The organism is Lewinella sp. IMCC34183, from assembly GCF_003390915.1.
Taxonomy (GTDB): Bacteria; Bacteroidota; Bacteroidia; order Chitinophagales; family Saprospiraceae; genus Neolewinella.
This window is the reverse complement of the sequence record NZ_QMEM01000003.1, coordinates 224,581-243,472: the sequence shown is the minus strand read 5'-3', so window position 1 is coordinate 243,472 and position 18,892 is coordinate 224,581. Positions and strand designations below refer to the sequence as shown.

The 18,892-nt window shown below is 57.5% G+C and carries 16 protein-coding genes; 7 read left to right on the top strand and 9 right to left on the bottom strand.

Annotated features, from left to right (window positions below; genetic code table 11):
- Positions 1 to 150: 150 nt before the first annotated feature.
- Together DQG19_RS08550 and DQG19_RS08545 are read left to right on the top strand one after the other, a co-directional pair.
- A complete protein-coding gene (locus tag DQG19_RS08550; protein WP_116125841.1) occupies positions 151 to 1,479 on the top strand; it encodes a phospholipase D-like domain-containing protein in 1,329 nt (442 codons plus the stop codon).
- Positions 1,480 to 1,490: 11 nt separating this feature from the next.
- Positions 1,491 to 2,966 carry a helicase-related protein gene (locus DQG19_RS08545; RefSeq protein WP_157974411.1) on the top strand — a complete coding sequence of 492 codons (1,476 nt, stop codon included), beginning with the start codon at positions 1,491 to 1,493 and terminating at the stop codon, positions 2,964 to 2,966.
- Positions 2,967 to 3,063: 97 nt separating this feature from the next.
- On the opposite strand, the gene DQG19_RS08540 is transcribed toward DQG19_RS08545, so the two are convergent.
- Positions 3,064 to 4,110 (bottom strand): hypothetical protein, encoded by a 1,047-nt coding sequence (locus tag DQG19_RS08540; protein WP_157974410.1) that lies wholly within the window; start codon positions 4,108 to 4,110, stop codon positions 3,064 to 3,066.
- Positions 4,094 to 5,986 (bottom strand): phospholipase D-like domain-containing protein, encoded by a 1,893-nt coding sequence (locus DQG19_RS08535; RefSeq protein ID WP_157974409.1) that lies wholly within the window; start codon positions 5,984 to 5,986, stop codon positions 4,094 to 4,096. The genes DQG19_RS08540 and DQG19_RS08535 overlap by 17 nt, the downstream gene beginning before the upstream one ends.
- A 418-nt stretch (positions 5,987 to 6,404) precedes the next feature.
- Between DQG19_RS08535 and DQG19_RS08530 the strand changes: the two genes are divergently transcribed.
- Together DQG19_RS08530 and DQG19_RS08525 are read left to right on the top strand one after the other, a co-directional pair.
- Positions 6,405 to 6,773 (top strand): hypothetical protein, encoded by a 369-nt coding sequence (locus tag DQG19_RS08530; protein ID WP_116125837.1) that lies wholly within the window; start codon positions 6,405 to 6,407, stop codon positions 6,771 to 6,773.
- 197 nt (positions 6,774 to 6,970) lie between these two features.
- Positions 6,971 to 8,533, top strand: a complete 1,563-nt coding sequence (locus DQG19_RS08525) for a carbon-nitrogen hydrolase family protein (RefSeq protein ID WP_116125836.1) — start codon at positions 6,971 to 6,973, stop codon at positions 8,531 to 8,533.
- A gap of 315 nt (positions 8,534 to 8,848) precedes the next feature.
- On the opposite strand, the gene DQG19_RS08520 is transcribed toward DQG19_RS08525, so the two are convergent.
- A complete protein-coding gene (locus DQG19_RS08520) occupies positions 8,849 to 9,745 on the bottom strand; it encodes an aminotransferase class IV (RefSeq protein WP_116125835.1) in 897 nt (298 codons plus the stop codon).
- Between the two features lie 17 nt (positions 9,746 to 9,762).
- Entirely contained in the window at positions 9,763 to 10,488 is a 726-nt protein-coding gene (locus tag DQG19_RS08515) for a hypothetical protein (RefSeq protein WP_232826465.1), read from the bottom strand.
- A gap of 297 nt (positions 10,489 to 10,785) precedes the next feature.
- Between DQG19_RS08515 and DQG19_RS08510 the strand changes: the two genes are divergently transcribed.
- A complete protein-coding gene (locus DQG19_RS08510) occupies positions 10,786 to 12,603 on the top strand; it encodes a UbiD family decarboxylase (protein WP_116125833.1) in 1,818 nt (605 codons plus the stop codon).
- Positions 12,604 to 12,761: 158 nt separating this feature from the next.
- On the opposite strand, the gene DQG19_RS08505 is transcribed toward DQG19_RS08510, so the two are convergent.
- Both DQG19_RS08505 and DQG19_RS08500 read right to left on the bottom strand, forming a co-directional pair.
- Positions 12,762 to 13,331: an outer membrane beta-barrel protein gene (locus DQG19_RS08505; protein ID WP_116125832.1), complete on the bottom strand. Its 570-nt coding sequence runs from the start codon at positions 13,329 to 13,331 to the stop codon at positions 12,762 to 12,764.
- A 186-nt stretch (positions 13,332 to 13,517) separates the two neighbouring features.
- The gene (locus DQG19_RS08500; RefSeq protein ID WP_198661691.1) at positions 13,518 to 14,045 is read right to left on the bottom strand and encodes a hypothetical protein; all 528 of its coding nucleotides are present in this window, start codon (positions 14,043 to 14,045) and stop codon (positions 13,518 to 13,520) included.
- A gap of 308 nt (positions 14,046 to 14,353) precedes the next feature.
- Between DQG19_RS08500 and DQG19_RS08495 the strand changes: the two genes are divergently transcribed.
- Both DQG19_RS08495 and DQG19_RS08490 read left to right on the top strand, forming a co-directional pair.
- Positions 14,354 to 15,553, top strand: coding sequence for an acetyl-CoA C-acyltransferase (locus DQG19_RS08495; protein ID WP_116125830.1), 1,200 nt, complete (start codon positions 14,354 to 14,356; stop codon positions 15,551 to 15,553).
- Between the two features lie 136 nt (positions 15,554 to 15,689).
- Positions 15,690 to 16,091 carry a GxxExxY protein gene (locus DQG19_RS08490; protein WP_116125829.1) on the top strand — a complete coding sequence of 134 codons (402 nt, stop codon included), beginning with the start codon at positions 15,690 to 15,692 and terminating at the stop codon, positions 16,089 to 16,091.
- Here DQG19_RS08490 and DQG19_RS08485 read toward each other — a convergent pair whose 3' ends face one another.
- The 3 genes from DQG19_RS08485 to DQG19_RS08475 form a co-directional block, all read right to left on the bottom strand.
- Positions 16,092 to 16,748: a 1-acyl-sn-glycerol-3-phosphate acyltransferase gene (locus tag DQG19_RS08485; protein WP_116125828.1), complete on the bottom strand. Its 657-nt coding sequence runs from the start codon at positions 16,746 to 16,748 to the stop codon at positions 16,092 to 16,094.
- A gap of 12 nt (positions 16,749 to 16,760) precedes the next feature.
- The gene (locus DQG19_RS08480) at positions 16,761 to 17,249 is read right to left on the bottom strand and encodes an asparaginase domain-containing protein (RefSeq protein WP_198661690.1); all 489 of its coding nucleotides are present in this window, start codon (positions 17,247 to 17,249) and stop codon (positions 16,761 to 16,763) included.
- A 264-nt stretch (positions 17,250 to 17,513) separates the two neighbouring features.
- On the bottom strand, positions 17,514 to 18,791 hold the full coding sequence (locus tag DQG19_RS08475; RefSeq protein WP_116125827.1) for an asparagine synthetase B: 1,278 nt from the start codon (positions 18,789 to 18,791) through the stop codon (positions 17,514 to 17,516).
- Positions 18,792 to 18,892 lie beyond the last annotated feature (101 nt).

Sequence of the window (18,892 nt, the reverse complement as noted above, 5' to 3'; positions counted from 1 at the left end):
GGCGCAAAAGCGCGGACTGAGATGAGTGTGCGCCTAAGATGGTGATTTTCCCGGATATGGGAAGAATCCTGGCGTTACCCTAACGGCACGGCAAAATAAAAAGGGCTAAAACCCTTTACTTTAAGTACCCGGCAATCCGGGTACCACGCTATGTCTACTTCTACTGATCGTCCGATCGACCACTGGTCCAGTAATGCCGTTGAGGCACTCAAACCCTACCTGCAGCGTGCCGAGCGATCTGTCGATGTCGCAACTGGTTACTTTACGGTACAGGGATACGACCTTATCCGGCCCCACTTGGGCGCGGTACGAGTACGGCTGCTGCTAGGTTTTGACGAGAACGACCGGGAAAAACTTCGCGAGGCGGTTATCGAAAACATACTGGCTCACCTGGCAAGCTGGGACGTAGCCGACCGGCGAGCGGCGGTCATCGAGCTAGTATGCTGTCTGAAAAACCGCCAACTGTTCATCGGCCATACCGAAGGTGCCGCGATAGAGGGCCGGGCACAATGGGGAAACCACGGAAAGGTGTACATTTTTGATGATACGTATGTGCTCGCCGGTTCAGCTAATCTTACGCACAGCGGCTTGAAAAACAACGTAGAAAACCTTACTCCGGTGGAGGAAAGCGATCGGGTACAGTACTACGTCGATACCTTCCAGTCCAAATGGGATTCGGACGCTACGGAGGATCTGACGCAGGAATTACTGGATGCGTTGCTCCGATGGCTAGCGCTGGATCGGCCGTTTGATATCTATCTGAAGACCCTGCATGTCCTGCTGCGGGAGGAACAGCCGCTTGATTTAAGACCGGAGTACAAGTATCCGGTCGACTACCAAAAGGCCGTTATCGAGCGGGTGCTGCGCCAACTGGATCAGTACCGGGGAGCCATGCTCGTTGCCTCTACGGGTTTGGGCAAGACGGTGATGGCTACGCACGTGGCCGTTCGGCTGGCCCACCAAAGGCGCATTACCAATGTGATAATTTTTTCTCCAAAGCAAGTTCACCCCGATTGGAAAGAGTCAATTCGTACTACCCCGCTGAATGCGGAAATCTTTACAAGAAACTTACTAGACGTTAGTCGTAGCGGTAAAGCTCTTAAAGAGGTAGAAAAGGCCCTCAAGTATGTGGACAACCGCTACCTAATCATCATCGACGAAAGTCAGCATTTTCGCAACAGAGTTAAAGCAGACGCTACCGCACTTCGGCGAAGTTTCAAACGACTCGAACCACTAGTTCGTGAACGTAAAGCACTGATTCTCCTGCTCACCGCGACACCTTATTCTAAGGGTGTGAGCGACATCAACAATCAACTCAAGCTATTACCTCACACTGCCCCGCCCGCAGAATTTGACGAAAAAGGGAGGGGAGTGTTTTGGCAACTGCTGGACGACAAACTGTCGGCTCATGCCTGGAGTGTACTTGAGCAGGAAGATTTTTTGATCGGTTCATACGCCTGCCCGTGGCCACTGTTATAAGCACTTCCCAGGTGGCCAAAGATTATGCTATAAAGGGCAATGGTGGAAGTTACATTCTGTTTCGTGAGAACAAACGCTGGATACCCTCTGTAGATATTCATTCGATCACGTCCTTTCTTCCTCTTGAAAAGGAAATTTCAAGCCTAATTAAATCGGGTGTTTTCAATCACGATACCTTGAAATACCGTGATAGGAAGGGGTTGTGGCACTATACAAATACTAGGGTACGAAATCTTATAGAATATGCCTGGAGTAGTTCTCCAGCTACGTTAATCAACAGTTTACGCTACGTCGTAGCTGATAAACCGTTATTGGAGGGGCAGGGAAAGAAGGAAGTTAAGTATGCCTGCACTTTGGAGAGACGGCGTGAACTCATTCGACCCATCATAGATCGATTGGAGGCGCTACCTCCTGATGCTGACCCCAAATATTTTGTTTTGAAAGAATTATTTCGGGGTAAACTTGCTAACACGAAAGTGTTGATTTTCTGCGAATACCTACGCACTGCGCTATACCTTGAAGAAAAACTGCAAGTTGACTTTCCAGAAATCACAATTTGCAGTACAGTAGAAAAAAGAAGGGATGTTGTTCAGCAGCGCAAATTTGAATCGGACACTTTAGAATTAATTAAAAGGTTTGCACCAGTCGCCAATGACGGCAAAATTGAAGGCAAATTCAGGAAAAAGGATATTGATATACTAATCACTACCAATGCATTATCCACTGGAGTGAATCTTCAGGATGCCAGTGTAGTAATCAACTACGATATGCCTTGGACCCCTGATGTCCTCATTCAGCGGGCGGGGCGTGTTTTACGTCTGTGGAAAGAGCCACGAACGGTTTCGTTTTACACTTTTATCTATGACTTTGGCCCGGTGGAGACACATTTGCACGAGGTAAGTAACCGGATAAGAAAGCGACTAAATCGACTTCTTGAAAGGACTGAAAAGGCCCAGCAGTTTAGTGAGCTTCCCTTACTTTCCAATGAAGAATCGGTACGATACGGAGATATTGGTGATCTATCCCGCATAAAAGTCGCGCGACTTAAAGAAGTTTCTCTTGAGGAACTGGAAGAGTTTACTGGAACCAGTCCCTTTCTTGATCACTCCCGTACCCTACTACAGCATCAATCGGAAGCATTAGCGCTCCTTAATGACCTTGCCTCCGCTCGCTATTATACTGGTAGTCGACCACAAGTATATTTGCTCTTACGGGATGAGGAAGGAAGACCCCATTTTATCCATTTTGACGAGCAGACTAGGCGCTTTCTTTCTACTACAGAAGATGATCTTTTTGACCTGTTAAAGTGCCCTCCGGACATGGAAGTAGCTGCCGTTGGAGCCGATGAGGTAGAACGGCGCATTCAAAACGTATTTTTACGCTGGTTAAGGTCGGAGCGCGGTCGCGCTGAACAGCGGTTCGAACGAGTGTGCGGCTGCCTACTCGTTCCGGAGGGTCAAGGTAGCACCAAAGATTTGCTTCGCTAATACATCTCGTAACGGGTGGTTTGATCGCATTTCTAATTGGTGCTCTACGATGCAATGTTAGCTAAGCGCTGGCAACCCGAGCTACAACCTATTTGCGCTATTCCGCAGCGGAAAGCAATGGTGTAGCAGCCACATACTTATCCTCGGCCAAAAAGTTTTGTATTTCTGTCCGGATGGCCGCTTCGGAGACTGCGGTTTCCACCATGTGGAACCGCTTAGCTCCTGACTTTTTGAAGAAGTCCGTCCAGAATAACTCCAGCACGTCGAAGTCAGTGGGATATACCGTCTTGCGACCGCTGGTTGTTTTAGAGCGATCGTAAACCTCCAGCATCAAAACTTCCACGCCTTCTAGATTCGCGGGATCCACGGGGGGGATACCGTAGCCGCTGGAGGCAAAGAATTCGGCTGCGGAGTCAGGGTTTTGGGAGCACTTGCAATCCCGCCTAAAGTCTTTCAGTACATGTTGCGTGAGGCGACGGCATTGCTTATCGGGGCAAGATTTTGGACCATCCGTGGCGAGGTCCATGTATCCATCCGTCAAAAGGATCAGTACCTTGCGCTGGTCATCGACGATAGCCTCATTGTTTCGCGCTTGCGTCAGTTGAAACAGCGGCTGGTTCTTCATTCGGTTTCTGAAGAAACCATACAGATCGGAGGCATACCCGTTTTCGGTTCCTTTGTAGAAGGTAGGAACAGTTCCCTTGAACTTTTTAATGTCCGCGCTTAGGTTATTGTCGGAGCGGTCAAATAAGTAGCTAGCGCGTTCACCTTGGTTTTCAAAAACTCCGAGGTCGAAAGTCAGCGCGTCCTCTAGCTCCGTATAGTTAGGTACGTCGTTGTAATTGATGGGTTGTAGCGTCAACTTATCTCTTTGACTTCTACGCCGGTGGTAGTATCGGGTCATGTCGGGAAACATGTCGACAACCATGCCTATTATCTCTTCATCCGTCACATTTCTCGGATAAAGCGTTTGATCCGTTCGGTTGGACAAATCGGGAAGAATCACAATGTTGTTGTGAACGCTAAATTTGGGCTCTTCTTCCTGGCTGGCAAGAAGACCTTCACCCGACTCATCCCTTCCACAGCCTGACAATAGCAGTGCACATAGCAACAGCAAGGCACCTTCACTAAGCAAATATTTCATCACGCTTATTTTGTAGCCATTCTTTGGCCCGGTTGTGTGCAGCATGGGAGCGCTCGGTGGCGAGTGTAGAGGCGTAGTAGTCGTACAGCCAATCGTCCCAACCCGAGAGGAAAGTACTCACACGATCCTTCAGCGAGGTCATTGATACGGGAATACGTTCCCGGTTCAGGTGGAGCAAGATGGTTTCCTTGAGATTCTGTAGCTTGTGTTTTCTGTCCTCATAGTCAGAGTCAATCAATAGCTTTTCCTTGGCCATTTCGTAGTCGGTGTGTGCCAAGTCATTCTGGAGGGCGGTAATTTTGCCCGAGGTATCTATATTTTGCCGTGACAGCAGCAACTTTTTTTCCTCCATGGTCTCAATTTCTGAGTTGTACTCAGCAACTTTTGCAAGCAACTGAGATTTCTTTTCCTCGTTGACCTCATAGCTCTCTGATTTGCTGACGGTGTCAAGTTGTTTGTAAATGTGATCAAGCAGCCCTCCCCAGATTAGGAAGGAAACAAACCCCATAGTTAAAACGAGGTAGAAATCACCAGATGACAGCACCATCAACTTATCCCATGGCTCTAAACCTGGTGTCTCTTCGTATCGGACCTCATAGATTGCCTTGGTAATGATGTAAGCTAACAGGAGGTCTAGAAGAAGTGCCCCAACTCCGTAAATCCATCGTGTCCATCCAGTGATACGATGAAGTAAATACCCAACAGCCAGTGGAATAGCAGTAAAAATCAGTATAAACGAAAGGACAAAAAGGCCTCGATCTAGCGCCATCCAAATTGCATTCGCGTTGAACACTTCCATAACCACCTCCCCTCCACGTTCACCTGCGAGTCTTGCATCAGCTTTGCCGTACAGGATATTGTACATCACTGAAGAGTAAAACAGTACAAGGTAAAAGGTTAGGCCGATCAGAAGTGCTACCTCCGGCCAGACTCTTTTCTTGCTAGGTCGTTTTACGGCCTCACGCGATAAGTCATCTATTTCTTCGCGACTGTGTAACCTCTTTTTCTCCAAAATCGGAATCTGGGTGTCCGAGATGCCGAGTATTTCTTGCTGGGTCTTATCACGCTCATTTTCCAGCGAGGTGATCTGATTTTCCAGTACCCGTTTACGCGCAATCAGTTTCATCTCTGCAACGTGTATGGCATTGCGATTGGCCGTACTGTTCTTTGCTTCGTGAAAAGAAATTTTCTGTTCTAGGCTGCGCTTTAGAACCTCAATGTCTTCATGGTTGATTTCGGTGTCTGACAGCAACTGCTGGTAGATTGAATCCAGTTGCTGGGGAATTACTTCCGCGTTACCCTGCGTACTCTCGGCGATCTCCGCACCGTAAGACTTCATCAGATTACGTTCAAACGGAACCACGCGACTGTTTAGGAAGTGATTCCATTCCTTCTCGAACTCGGCATAGTCACCGGTTGGTGCATCCATCTTGTGTTTGGGAATTGAATCTCCGACCGGACCTGCATCTCCGTAAATTTCAGCTTCCTCAATCGGTACGCCACTTTTCAATGCGAAGAACTGATCTCGGTACTGCTTGACAACTACTGGGTCGGCGGTCACGAGTATGTTTTCGCCATTGTTGCGCTTGGCATTTACTGTCCAATTGTAGGATCCGGTGATAGCAACCTGCTCATCAACAACGCAGAATTTGTTATGCATCAGCCCGTACCCCTTTGTGGTGATCCAAGTCACCGATCCTCCGGCGGCTTCTAGCGCCGAGAAATCAACCTCCTCATTATGGGAGTTCTTTGCTAAGACTAGGTCGACCTTAACGCCTGTTTGCGCCTTATCCGTAAGGAGGTTGACAAGTTCGACGTCGGTGAACCAAGCCAGAGCCGCTACAATTTCGGTTTCTGCTTTGGAGAGGTTATCCACGAGTTGTTCGTGGATATTAGTAAAGTAGGTCTGTGTCAAGTTAGCTGGGGCTTGAGAGAGTTCATAGTATCAAATCACCAAGCTTACTTCAGCACTCATTGAGTATACTCTCTCAAAAAAGGACATTTTTTTGAGCTAACCAAGCCTTTCAAGATGATACTTTTTTGATTTTAAGGAAAAAGTTATTATCACTATTAGTGTCAAAACATGTAATTTGTTTCTTGTGTGTTGCCTGCGAATCAATAAGGTTGATTGGTTGGATAATTCCAACCTTTGATTCCTTTTATCATGTACGCTGAAACGTGATTTTAACGCATAAGTAAGTGCCACGCATCTAGCTTAGCCACCATCCATTGATACACTGCACAATCGAGCGATGAAATCGATCGTCTACTTTGCAGCGGGAATACTATCGCCCATGCCACCTGCAGCCACCCCACCCGAAGGCATCTACCTCCGGGACCTCTACGACCCCCGCCGCCGCATCAGCCGGGAATACTTTCCCGCCTTCGCGCTGCTGCTGGGGGTCACGCCCATCATGATCTTTTTCGGGGTGCCGACGGTGCTGTCGGTATTGGCGAATAAGCGGCCGGGTGACGGGCTCCTCTTCGGGCACGAGCCCATGGCCATCGCGCCCTACTTTTTTACGCCCCTGTTCGTGGCGCATGGCTACGTGCTGGTGGTAGTGAGCATCAACCGGATGCGGGCCGCAGGGAAGTCGCCGGGGTGGCTGCTGGTGCCGGGCTACAATCTCTGGCTGCTGTTCACCGCGCCGGATAGTGCCTGAGCGCCTGGGCGATCGCAGCGGCGGGGGAAACGATCATCGGTCAACGCGGCAGTAGGGTAGTAGGCTACCCGATTCAACTTGATTCCTCCACAAAAGCCCCGCACCCGCGGCCGCGCCGCTCCAATAACGTCCACGTCACCCAACCCGCTTGCCGCTGCGGGCGTTCTCTCCCTTTATCCCCTTATCAACCCCAGTCCATGGCCAGTCCCGCAACCCCGGAAGTAAAGAACGCCCTCGCGCACCCCGAAATTGAAAAAGTAGAGCTCAAGTACCTCACCATCAAAGAGTACAAGCAGCTGCGCAGCATCATGGAGGAGGCCTACGCCGTACTGCCCGATGCCGCCTGGGCGCGGGAGGAGATCCAGGCGCTGATCAAGCGCTTCCCGGAAGGGCAGATTGCCATCCACATCAACGGACAGCTGGCCGGCTGCGCGCTGTCGATCATCGTGGACTACGCCAAGTTCAAGGATACCCACACCTACGAGCAAATTACCGGCAAGTACACCTTCGATACCCACGACCCCGAGGGGAATATCCTCTACGGCGTGGACGTCTTCGTGGATCCGCAGTTCCGCGGACTCCGGCTCGGCCGGCGTATGTACGACTACCGCAAGGAGCTCTGCGAGGAGATGAACCTGGAGGGCATCATGTTCGGCGGGCGACTGCCGAAGTACCACCAGTACTCCGACGAGCTGACCCCCAAGCAGTACATCGACCGCGTGAAGTCGAAGGACATCCACGACCCGGTGCTCAACTTTCAGTTTGCCAACGACTTCAACGTCAAGCGCATCATCAAGGGCTACCTGGAGGGCGACCACGAGAGCGAGGAGTACGCCGCCCTGCTGATGTGGAACAACGTCCTCTACGCCGCCCCGACCCGCAAGGTGGGCACGGAGAAGAGCGTCGTGCGCCTCGGCCTCGTGCAGTGGCAGATGCGCCCCTACAGCGGCATGGACGAGCTGCTGGAACAGGCCGAGTACTTCGTCGACGCCGTGGCCGCCTACCGCTCCGACTTCGCGCTCTTCCCCGAGTTCTTCAACGCGCCGCTGATGGCCGACTACAACGACCTGCCCGAGCCGGAGGCCATCCGTAAGCTGGCCGAGTTCACCGAGCCGCTGGTGAAGAAGTTCAGCGAGTTCAGCATCAGCTACAACATCAACATCATCACCGGCTCCATGCCCTCCGTGGAGAAGGGCAAGCTCTACAACGTCGGCTACCTCTGCAAGCGCGACGGTACGGTCGAGAAGTTCTACAAGCTGCACGTCACCCCCGACGAGGCCAAGGTGTGGGGCATGACCGGCGGCAACAAGCTGAAGTCGTTCGACACCGACTGCGGCAAGATCGGCATCCTGATCTGCTACGACGTCGAGTTCCCCGAGCTGCCCCGCCTGCTGGCCGAGCAGGGCGTGGACATCCTCTTCGTCCCCTTCCTCACCGATACTCAGAACGGCTACAGCCGCGTGCGCCACTGCGCCCAGGCCCGCGCCATCGAGAACGAGTGCTACGTCGCCATCGCCGGCTCCGTGGGCAACCTGCCCAAGGTGCATAACATGGACATCCAGTACGCCCAGTCGATGGTCTTCACCCCCTGCGACTTCGCCTTCCCCAGCAACGGCGTCAAGGCCGAGGCCACCCCGAACACCGAGATGATCCTCGTGGCCGACGTCGACCTCGACCTGCTGAAGGAACTGCACGTCCACGGCAGCGTGCATAACCTGCGCGACCGTAGGATTGATGTGTATAATCTTTCGCTGAAGTAGGGCGTACTCGCTGCGCTCGCACGATTTGTTTCACACAGATTGGAACGGATTGATGCACAGATGTACACGGATTTCTCCTGCGAGAACCCGTGTACGTCTGTGCCTAAGCGCGACCCCTCCGCGTAGCCAATGACAATCGGTGAGAAATGGAGCAGCGTGGGCGGGCCTGGTTGACTGGTGACTGGTTAGCGCCACCATCGCCGATCGGGGTAATCCGGAGTCCCGCGGGAAAATCCGTGCAAATCTGTGGAGAATCTGACGGCGCAGCCGAATCTGTGAGAACCCCTTTCCCCGCACGAGCGAAGCGAGTGCCCGCTAAACCAGTTTAGTCCCCCCAGACTGCGTAAGCCCCCGAAACAGATCCTGCACCGTATCCAGTACCGAAGCCCCGTACTTATTCACGATTTCCCGCCCGTCGATCGCCCGCACCGGCGTCAGCTCGCCCATGGTGCCGGTAGTGAATACCTCGTCGGCCACGTAGAACTCGCTGGGGCTGATGCGCGCCTCCTCGCAGGGGATGCCGTTGTCGCGGCAGAGCTGCAGCACGGTGGCGCGGGTGATGCCCGGCAGGCAGTAGTCGGCCCAGGGGGTACGCACCTTGCCGCGGCGGATCAGGAAGACGTTGACGCCGTTGGCCTCGGAAACGAAGCCATCCTTGTCGAGCATCAGGCCCGCGTCGGCGCCCGCCTGGTTGGCCTCGATCTTGGCCATGATGTTGTTGATCAGGTTGTTGTGGTGGATCTTGCTGTCCACGCTCATGGGGCTGTTGCGGCGGACGCTGCTGGTGGCCAGGGTGATCGAGTCCGGATAGACCGGCGGCTTGTGCTCGGCCAGTACGATGAGGGTGCAGCCGTGCTGATTGAGGCGGGGATCCATGCCGGAGGTGATCTTCTCGCCGCGGGTAAGGGTGAGGCGGATGTGGACGTCGTCGCGCATATCGTTGGCCTCCAGGGTCTGTTTGATGGCATCTACGACGGTCTCGCGGCTGGGCACGTTCTGGAACCAGAGGGCGTGGGCCGAGTCGAAGAGGCGGTCGAGGTGGGCGTCGAGGGAGAAGACGCGGCCGTCGTAGACGCGCAGGCCTTCCCAGACGGCATCGCCGCCCTGGACGCTGCTGTCGAAGACGCTGACCTTCGCTTCGGCGCGGGGCAGGAGGTGTCCGTCGATGTAGACCTTGATGTGTTCGTTGGCGGGGTTGAAAGCTTGGAGCATGGAAGGGGGGTAAGCAACTAGATGGCTTGCCGGAGCAGCCGTTCGTAAATGGGGTGGGTCGCCTCCGCCACGGCGGTGAGGTCGGGGGAGAGCTTGATGATCTTTTTCGGGCGCGGTTCGAAGCCGGTGCTGCGGTGCACCCCCGCGTACCAGTGGTCGGCCCACACGCCATCGTATGCCTTGGGGCCGGCGGGCCAGTGCAGCATGGCGGGGTCGTAGGCGATATCGATCCGTTCGCAGAGGGCCCGGAGAATCCCGGCGGGGTCGTCGAGGAGGCGGCGGGCGTCGACCACGGCGGAGAGGCTGCCGGTGACGGTCAGGCGGTCGAAGAGGTCGCCCTGCTGGGGCAGGCCCACGTCCTCGGCCGTGACCGTGTCGATCACCTGCCCGAAGGAGGCCAGGATCTCGTAGGGGTCGCGGATGAGCAGCACGTTGGTCATGCCGTAGAGGAAGTTCGGGTCGAGCTCTACGAGGTGGTGGGTCATCTGCTTGAAGACCACGTTCTCGGCCGGGTAATCGTCGTGGAGCAGCCGGTTGACCACCGTCTGGCCATCGGTGTCCTGGGCCGCCAGGATCGCCGTCCGGCCGGGGTGGTCGGCCTCGGTGGGCTGGCGCGTGAGGTAGTGGGCGTACAGCGGCTCGTCGACCACCACCGTATCCGGCCGCTGGGCGAAGGCGTACATCAGTGCGGTGCTAATATTACGCGGCGATGACCACAGGTTGATCCGTCGGGTGGTTCTCATGGTATGGGAAAGAAAGAAAAGGGCGGTAAGAAAGACAAGGGCAAGAAAAAGAAATGCTGCGAGAAATACCTGAAAAAGGGAAAATACTGCAAGCGCTGCCCCCTGGCCCCGGAAAAGTAGCCATCGCGTAAATGCATTGTTTGCAACTCACTGTTATGCCGCCTATCTTGGTGGCAGCCGGTGGGCCGCCCGCCGGCACGGTGTGAAATTTGGATTTTTTATCGTCGCCTCCGGCCTCCGCCGGGGGCGACCCACGTCGGAGCAGAACCAAAGGCGCCGCCCGCCTATTTACCCTGCATGCACGCTTCCCTCCGCGCCGCCGTCGCCGACCTCGAACGCACCGGCCAACTCCTCCGCATTACCGAAGAAGTCGATCCCGACCTGGAGATGGCCGAGATCCACCGCCGCGTCTTCGCCGCCCGCGGACCGGCCATCCTCTACGAACGGGTGAAGGGGAGCCCCTTCCAGGCGGTATCCAACCTATACGGCACCTACGCGCGGACCGACTTTCTCTTCCGCAAGACGCTGCCAAATGTGAAGAAGGTCGTGGAACTCAAGGCCGACCCCGCCAACTTCGCCAAGAACCCGCTGCGCTACGCCAAAAGCCCGTTTACGGCCCTCTCCGCCCTGCCCCGCCGGCACCTGCGCCCCGCCGTCAAGTACGCCCAGACGACCATCGACCAGCTGCCGCTGGTGAAGTCCTGGCCCATGGACGGCGGCGCCTTCGTCACCCTGCCGCAGGTCTGCACCCTGCCGCCCGGCAGCCGCAAGCCCATGGACACCAACCTCGGCATGTACCGCATACAGCTCACCGGCAACGACTACGTGACCAACGAGGAGATCGGCCTCCACTACCAGCTGCACCGCGGCATCGGCGTCCACCACACCGAGTACAACCGCACCGACGCGCCCTTTCGGGCCTCGGTCTTCATCGGCGGCCCGCCGAGCCACGCCTTCAGCGCCATCATGCCGCTGCCCGAGGGGCTGAGCGAGATGACCTTCGCCGGTATGCTGGCCGGGCGCCGCTTCGGCTACGCCTGGGACCGCGACTGGCTCCTCAGCGCCGACGCCGATTTCGTGATCACCGGCACGATCCGCAAGGGCGAGAAGAAGCCCGAAGGGCCCTTCGGCGACCACCTGGGCTACTACTCGCTGCAGCACGACTTCCCGGTCATGGACGTCGAGACCGTCTGGCACCGCAAGGACCCCCTCTGGCACTTCACCGTCGTGGGCCGGCCGCCGGCGGAGGACTCCAGTTTCGGCTACCTCATCCACCAGCTCGTCGAGGACCTCACCCCCGGCGAATTTCCCGGCATCCGGCAGATCAACGCCGTCGACGAGGCGGGCGTCCACCCCCTGCTGCTGGCCGTCGGCTCGGAGCGCTACATGCCGTTCCGCGAGAAGGTGCCCGAGGAGATCATCACCCAGGCCAACCGCATCCTGGGCAGCGGGCAGACGAGCCTCGCCAAGTACTGTCTCATCGTGGCCCAGGAAGACGATCCCGCACTCAACGCCAACGACCAGCCGGCCTTCTTCCGCCACCTCCTGGAGCGCTTCGACCCCACGCGCGATCTCCACTTCCAGACGCGCACCACCATCGATACCCTCGACTACTCCGGCTCCGGCTGGAACGCGGGCTCCAAGCTCATCTGGGCCTGCCGGGGGGAAGCGCGCCGTACGCTCTCCGCCACGGTACCCGATGCCCTGTCCCTGCCGGAGGGCTATGGCGCGCCGCAGCTGGTGGCCCCGGGCATCCTGGCGGTCCAGGGACCGACCTTCACTAAAGAAGACGGCTACGCCTCCCTCCAACCCTTCCTGGGCGCGAACGCAGGTGCGGGGCTACTGGAAAAGACGCCACTTATCGTGGTTTGCGACGACAGTGCCTTCCTCGCCGCTGACTTCAGCAACTTCGTGTGGGCCGCGTTCACCCGGTCCAATCCCAGTCACGACCTCCACGGCATCGACGCCTTCACCGAGCACAAGCACTGGGGCTGCCGCGGGCCGGTGGTGATCGACGCCCGCATCAAGCCGTGGCACGCGCCCGGCCTGGTCACCGACGACGCCGTCACCCGCCGGGTGGATGCGCTGATGGAGCGGATGGGGCTGACGTACTGACCCGCGACATCGGATGTGCTGCACATCGGATGTTGTTGCTTGACGCTTTGGGCACATCGGATGTGCAAATTGACAAGGATCTGATAATGAATGAACTATCGATTATTTTACGTTAGCAGCCCCCCACATCGGATGTGATCCACATCCGATGTCGGAAGCTAATGCTGCTTGTCGTCCTTCGGTCCGCCGAAGAGGGTGGGGGCCACCATGATGCTGAAGTAGTTGGACACCCGGTTGCTGAAGGTGTAATTGTACTCCGCGCTGACGCGGAAGTGGCCCAGCTCCAGGCCGAGGCGCGGGGTAAGTCCAAGACCCCGGCCGCCGCTGAAATCCTCGGGGTCCAGGTTGTCTAAATCGCGTACCGTGGCGCTCGCCCCGGTAAACATTCCAATACCGACACCCGCAAAGGGCCGAAACCCACCGATGCGCTTCAGGTAGTAATCGCCGGTAATGAGCGTGCTGCTGGCGGCACCGATGTCGATCACGTCGGCGTCGAGGTCGGAGGTATAGAAGGCCAGTTCGAGCCGGATACCCGCCGAGAGGTTATCCGTGGCGTTAAAGCGTACCTCCGTGCCCATGGCAGCGCCGCCGTTGTAGAACTCGCTGCTGGGGGCGGTGTAGCCGAGGCGCAGGAGGTCCCACTCCAAGTGGCGATAGTTATTGGACTGGGCGGTCAGGAGCGTGGAGGTCGCAAGCAGGATGGCGGCGAGGAATAGCTTGAAATTCATGGGCAGGTGGTGATTTGCACGTAGAAACGCTCCCGACATCGGATGTGGTGCACATCCGATGTGGGAGACTGACGCTGGAGGACATCGGATGTCTAAAATAGCAAGTAGCTGATAATCAAGTGATTGAATTGTCTGGCGATTTTTTAAGCCCCACATCGGATGTCGGGGACATCCGATGTCCAGGACCTACCGCCGCCCGTTGCCGAGGGTGGGCGCCACGGTCAGCGACCAGCAGCCGGGGACAGCGGCCGGTAGGGCGCGCAGGTAGCCCATCGTCAGTCGCAGGTAGCGAAACCGGTAGCCTACGTGCAACTCCCCGACGGCACCCATGCGGCCATCCGAGGCCAGACCGATACCCTTGCCACCGCCAGAGGTCAGTCTGAGGTGCGAACCCCGGGCCACGCCCAGTCCACCGCCGGCAAAGAGACCGTATCCGTTGGTTGCGCGGAGGTACCGGTCGCCCGTGAGCAGCAGGGACGTGGTCGCACCGGCCCGCGCGAGCTGGTACTCGGGAGTGTCGCCGTAGAGGGTAGAGGTAAGTCGCAGACCCACGGCGCCCCTTGGCGATACCAGCCGGCGGTATTCGGTACCCAGCAGGACTCCCAGCTCTCCGACATCGACGTGAGCGACGCCGACTTGCAGTACGTCGTATTCCCAGCGGACGGGTGCGGAGGACTGCGCCCAGAGTCCCGCAGTTCCTAGCACAAACAGCACAAGAAGTAAGGTCGACTTGCCCATGGAGGTATGATTTGCCTTAGCAAGTTAGCGGGTGCTGTAATTCGCAATCATTAATTAATCGGGCTACCACGGGCGCCCGGCCGTCCCGGTAACGCAGGAGCGTCGGAGTGGGAAGTGTGGCCTCGGGCCCTTCCACATACTGATTACCGGTAATTGGCGCTGCACCGCACCTGCGCGCTGCCGGCCGGAGTGTCTGCGGGGGGGGGACATCCGATGTCGGTGGCTAATCTTTTGCCGGCAGCTGACTGTTAGCCAGACAACTATCTTAGCCAAAAATCACGATCATGCCCAAGCACAACCACCCACCCGTCTACATCGTCGCCGCCGTACGTACGCCCATCGGCTCCTTCGGAGGCGCGCTCGCCTCGCTCTCGGCTACCCAGCTGGGCAGCGCCGCCATCAAGGGTGCGCTGGAGCGCGCCGGCGTTGACGCCGACCGGGTACAGGAAGTGTTCATGGGCAACGTGGTCAGTGCCAACCTCGGACAGGCCCCCGCCCGGCAAGCCGCGCTCGGGGCCGGTATCCCGAATACGGTGCCCTGTACCACGGTCAACAAGGTCTGCAGCAGCGGCATGAAGGCCGTGATGTTTGGCGCCCAGACGATCATGCTCGGTCACAGCGACGTGGTGGTGGCCGGAGGGATGGAGAGTATGTCCAACATCCCCTACTACGTAGCCGACGCCCGCTGGGGCGCCAAGTTCGGCGACCGCAAGCTCATCGACGGCCTCACTAAAGACGGCCTCACCGACGCCTACGACCAGAACGCCATGGGTACCTGCGCGGATGCCACCGCCACCAAGTACGGCTTCTCGCGCGAGGAGCAGGACGAATACGCCACCAATTCCTACAAGCGCAGCGCCGCCGCCACCGACGACGGCACCTTCAAGCGGGAGATCGTACCGGTCAGCGTGCCCCAACGCCGCGGCGACGACGTGGTCGTCAGCGAGGACGAAGAGTACAAGAAGGTCAAGTTTGACAAGATGGCCAGCCTGCGCCCCGCCTTCTCCAAGGACGGCACCGTCACGGCCGCCAACGCCAGCACCATCAACGACGGGGCCGCGGCCCTAGTGTTGGTGAGCCAGAAGGCCCTGGACGAGCTGGGGCTCACCCCCCTGGCCAAGATCGCCTCCTTCGCCGACGCCGCCCACGAGCCGCAGTGGTTCACGACGGCCCCCACCAAGGCCGCCCCCCTCGCCGCCGAACGTGCCGGCCTCACCGTCGCCGACATGGACTACTTGGAAGTCAACGAAGCCTTCTCCGTCGTACCCATGGCCTTCGCCAAAGAGCTCGGCCTCAAGGGCGATAACATGAACGTCACCGGCGGCGGCGTATCCCTCGGTCACCCGCTGGGTACCTCCGGCGCCCGTATCCTCGTCACGCTGATCAACGTGCTGCATTCCCGGGGGGGGAAGTATGGATTGGCTACGCTTTGTAATGGGGGCGGGGGGGCTTCTGCTGTGGTGTTGGAGGCGATTCGAGAGTAGAGGGTATAGAGTAGAAGGAGGGCGCAGAGTGAACCGCAAAGAAGCAGAGATCCGCAAAGGTTCGCAGAGGTGGATTAAAACAATTTGTTTTATATTATCTTCGGTGTTATTTTCGACGCTCACTTAGAGAAAACTTATGAAGAGCCTTAATGAAATTAGTTACGCCGTCATTGGCGCGGCTATACGTGTGCATAGTGCGCTAGGTCCCGGACTGCTGGAATCGACGTACGAAAAATGCCTTATGATCGAGCTAAATCAGGCGGGGCTTACGGTAGAGCGTCAGCGTTCCCTCCCGCTTCGCTACAAGGGTACGCTAATTGAAAACGCGTACCGGATAGATATTCTAGTGGAAGGCCAGTTGATCATTGAATTAAAAGCCATAGAGCGACTTACTCCCTTGGATACGGCGCAACTGTTGACCTACCTGAAGTTGTCCGGTCTCAACTTAGGGCTGCTCCTAAATTTTAATGCAACGAAGATGACGGCGGGCATAAAGCGAGTCATTAACAGCGCTACGGATTTCCGTATGACCGGCTGATCACTCCGCGAAACTCTGCGCTTCTCCGTCCCTCTGCGGTGAATCTCCGGGTCCTCTGCCACCCTCATTTCCCTCTTCTGGAAGCTCCTCCAGCACCCCAGCATCATAATCAAAACTATTCTCAGCCACCAACCCCTCCACCCCGTCAAAGTGGCGGTAGATGAAGTCGAAGTCGGCCCGTACGTCGCCGGTAGGGTAGAACGGCTTGGAGAACTCGATGACGCGGTTGCCGAAATCAAACTTGGCGAAGACCATCGGTACGTTGGCTTCCCGCGCGATCCAGTAGAAGCCGGTCTTGAAGCGGTCCACCTTTTTGCGGGTGCCCTCCATGGCGATACAGAGGTAGAAGGTTTCCCGCTCGCGGAAGATGTTGGCCACGGCCTGGGTGAAGTTGGTCCGTTTCTCGCGGACGACCGGTACCCCACCCATCGTCTGCATGGCCCAACCCAGGGGCCCCTTGAAAAGGCTCGACTTGGCGGCGAACTGAATGTATTTTTCCACCACCGCCCGGGCGTAGATCCCGTAGGGGAAGTCCCGGTTACTGGTGTGGGGGCCGGTGGGTACTACCGCCTTCGGCGGCCAGTTGCCCTGATTACGGTCGACGACGCGCATCCCGTTGAGGCGCAGCATAAAACGGGCCAGCCAGGCGGGCATCATAGGAGGAGAGGGTTAGACAGCTTCAAATAATCCGGTGGCGCGGTTCTTGCGGACGCCGTCCCAGGTGAAGTAGCGGCCGTTCATCACGACGTATACCCCAGCCGGGAGGGACTGCACGAACGCAAGCGCACTGCCCAAATTAAAAAATCCATCGGAAGAACTGCCGAAGGCGTAGGGAATCATGGCTCCCGTGATCACGATCGTCTTGCCGCGAATGTCCGCCTTGGCCAGGTACTCGGCCGTATCGGTCATGGTATCGGTGCCGTGGGTAATGAGGACCTGGTCGGTTTCCGCGGCGCGGCAGTTGTTGGCGATGTTCTCGCGGTCCTGCGGACCGATATCGAGGCTGTCCACCATCATGAGCGTGCGGATGTTGACGTCCAGGGTCGAGCGGCCCACCTCGAGCATCTTGGGCAGGCTACTGTCGCGGAAGAACAGCTTGCCGGTTACGAAGTCGTATTCTTTGTCGAAGGTGCCGCCGGTAACGAAGAGCTGAATCAAGGTATAGAGTTGTACGCGCAAAAGTATCAATTCCCCCTCCATGACCTCCATTCTTCGAGACTATATCTGGCCGGCGGCCTGTCCGCGCTGTCATCGAAAGATGAGCCTGCTGGACAAGCTTCACCGGCTCACCCTGTCCGCTGCCTTTGTCGCGGTGCTATTGCGGGGCCGCCACTTGAATACCGCGGCGCGGCCAATAAACAAGTGTGACTTCTGCCACCGGAGACGGTAAGGGGGGTTCCCGCGATCGGGTAGGCTGCGCTGCTACGTCTTCCGCTCCTTCTTTTTGGCCGCGGGGAAAAGAATATTGTTCAGGATCAGGCGGTAGCCCGGACTGTTGGGGTGCAGGCTGAGGTCGGTTTCCGGATCGTTGACGAGGTGGCGGTAATCGGCCGGGTCGTGGCCGCCGTAGAAGGTGAAAAAGCCTTCGCCCACCTGTCCGTGCAGGTAGCGGGCCTCGCTGGCGGGTTTGTTTTCGCCCAAGACGAGTACGCTGCTCTTAATGTGGCTGTTGGTAAAGGCCGTGGTCTGCCCCATGAAGCCCTTGACGGTGCGTACGTGATTCTGGGTCAGCATGGTGGGCACCGGGTCCCACTTGGCACTGAAGTCGAAGAGGGTGAAGTAGTCCTGCTCCTGCGTCACCGCCCGGGGGTTGTGGTCGATGTCGCTGAATTCGTACTCCAGGGGGTTACGCTCCAGCTGGAAGTTCTCGAAGGCGAAGGTCTTGCTGAAGTCCAGCTTCGACTGGGCCTGCGGGTCAATGGGGTCGCCGTCGTAGTAGGGGGCATTGATATCTAGGCCGTCCGCCGCCAGGGCGATATCGTAGCTGTCGGTCGCCGAGCACATGGCGAACATGAAGCCGCCGCCCGCGACGTACTCCCGTACCTTTTTCACGACGCCGAGCTTCAGCTGGCTCACCTTGGCGTAGCCGTTCTTGGCGGCCAGCTCCTCCTGGTAGGCCACCTGCCGGCGGTACCAGGGGGCCGTATGGTAGCTGCGGTAGAAGCGACCGAACTGTCCGGTGAAGTCCTCGTGGTGGAGGTGCAGCCAGTCGTACTCGACCAGCTTGTCCTCCAGGACCTCGGTATCGTAGACGGTCTCGTAGGGGATCTCGGCGTAGGTGAGTACCATCGTCACGGCGTCGTCCCAGGGCTGGACCTCCGTGCCCTCCCGGAAGTTGTAGTCGGGGGTGTAGACGGCGATCTTCGGGGCCTTTTCCAGTTTCATCGCGTCCATGTTGCGCTCCGGGTCGGCGATCTCCTCGAGGATCCCGTTGAAACGGCTGTCGGCGATTACCTCGTACTTCACGCCCCGCGTCAGGCACTCCCGCTCGAAGGCCCGGCTGTGGGGAAAGGCGAAGCTGCCCCCGCGGTAGTTCAGGAGCCACCAGGCCTCGATCTCGTTGCTGAGCACCCAGTAGGTGATGCCGTAGGCTTTTAGGTGATCCGTCTGGGTATCGTCCATCGGGATGAGGATCGTGGAGGCGCGGGCGGCGGTTGCGAACACCAGCAGCAGGAGGAGGAGGGTGAGTTTACGGCGCATACGGAAAGCTTTCACCCAAGTAACGAACGAGCCGCCAATTAGGTGTAGGGGATCGCCCGGATGTCCGGTGGCACACCTACCGCGCCGCGCCTTGCCGTAAC

Bases quoted from the DNA above. Each gene is read 5' to 3' on its own strand.
- DQG19_RS08550 (WP_116125841.1), top strand. From the start codon at position 151: ATGTCTACTTCTACTGATCGTCCGATCGACCACTGGTCCAGTAATGCC.
- DQG19_RS08540 (WP_157974410.1), bottom strand. From the start codon at position 4,110: ATGAAATATTTGCTTAGTGAAGGTGCCTTGCTGTTGCTATGTGCACTG.
- DQG19_RS08530 (WP_116125837.1), top strand. From the start codon at position 6,405: ATGCCACCTGCAGCCACCCCACCCGAAGGCATCTACCTCCGGGACCTC.
- DQG19_RS08525 (WP_116125836.1), top strand. From the start codon at position 6,971: ATGGCCAGTCCCGCAACCCCGGAAGTAAAGAACGCCCTCGCGCACCCC.
- DQG19_RS08520 (WP_116125835.1), bottom strand. From the start codon at position 9,745: ATGCTCCAAGCTTTCAACCCCGCCAACGAACACATCAAGGTCTACATC.
- DQG19_RS08515 (WP_232826465.1), bottom strand. From the start codon at position 10,488: ATGAGAACCACCCGACGGATCAACCTGTGGTCATCGCCGCGTAATATT.
- DQG19_RS08510 (WP_116125833.1), top strand. From the start codon at position 10,786: ATGCACGCTTCCCTCCGCGCCGCCGTCGCCGACCTCGAACGCACCGGC.
- DQG19_RS08505 (WP_116125832.1), bottom strand. From the start codon at position 13,331: ATGAATTTCAAGCTATTCCTCGCCGCCATCCTGCTTGCGACCTCCACG.
- DQG19_RS08495 (WP_116125830.1), top strand. From the start codon at position 14,354: ATGCCCAAGCACAACCACCCACCCGTCTACATCGTCGCCGCCGTACGT.
- DQG19_RS08490 (WP_116125829.1), top strand. From the start codon at position 15,690: ATGAAGAGCCTTAATGAAATTAGTTACGCCGTCATTGGCGCGGCTATA.
- DQG19_RS08485 (WP_116125828.1), bottom strand. From the start codon at position 16,748: ATGATGCCCGCCTGGCTGGCCCGTTTTATGCTGCGCCTCAACGGGATG.
- DQG19_RS08475 (WP_116125827.1), bottom strand. From the start codon at position 18,791: ATGCGCCGTAAACTCACCCTCCTCCTCCTGCTGCTGGTGTTCGCAACC.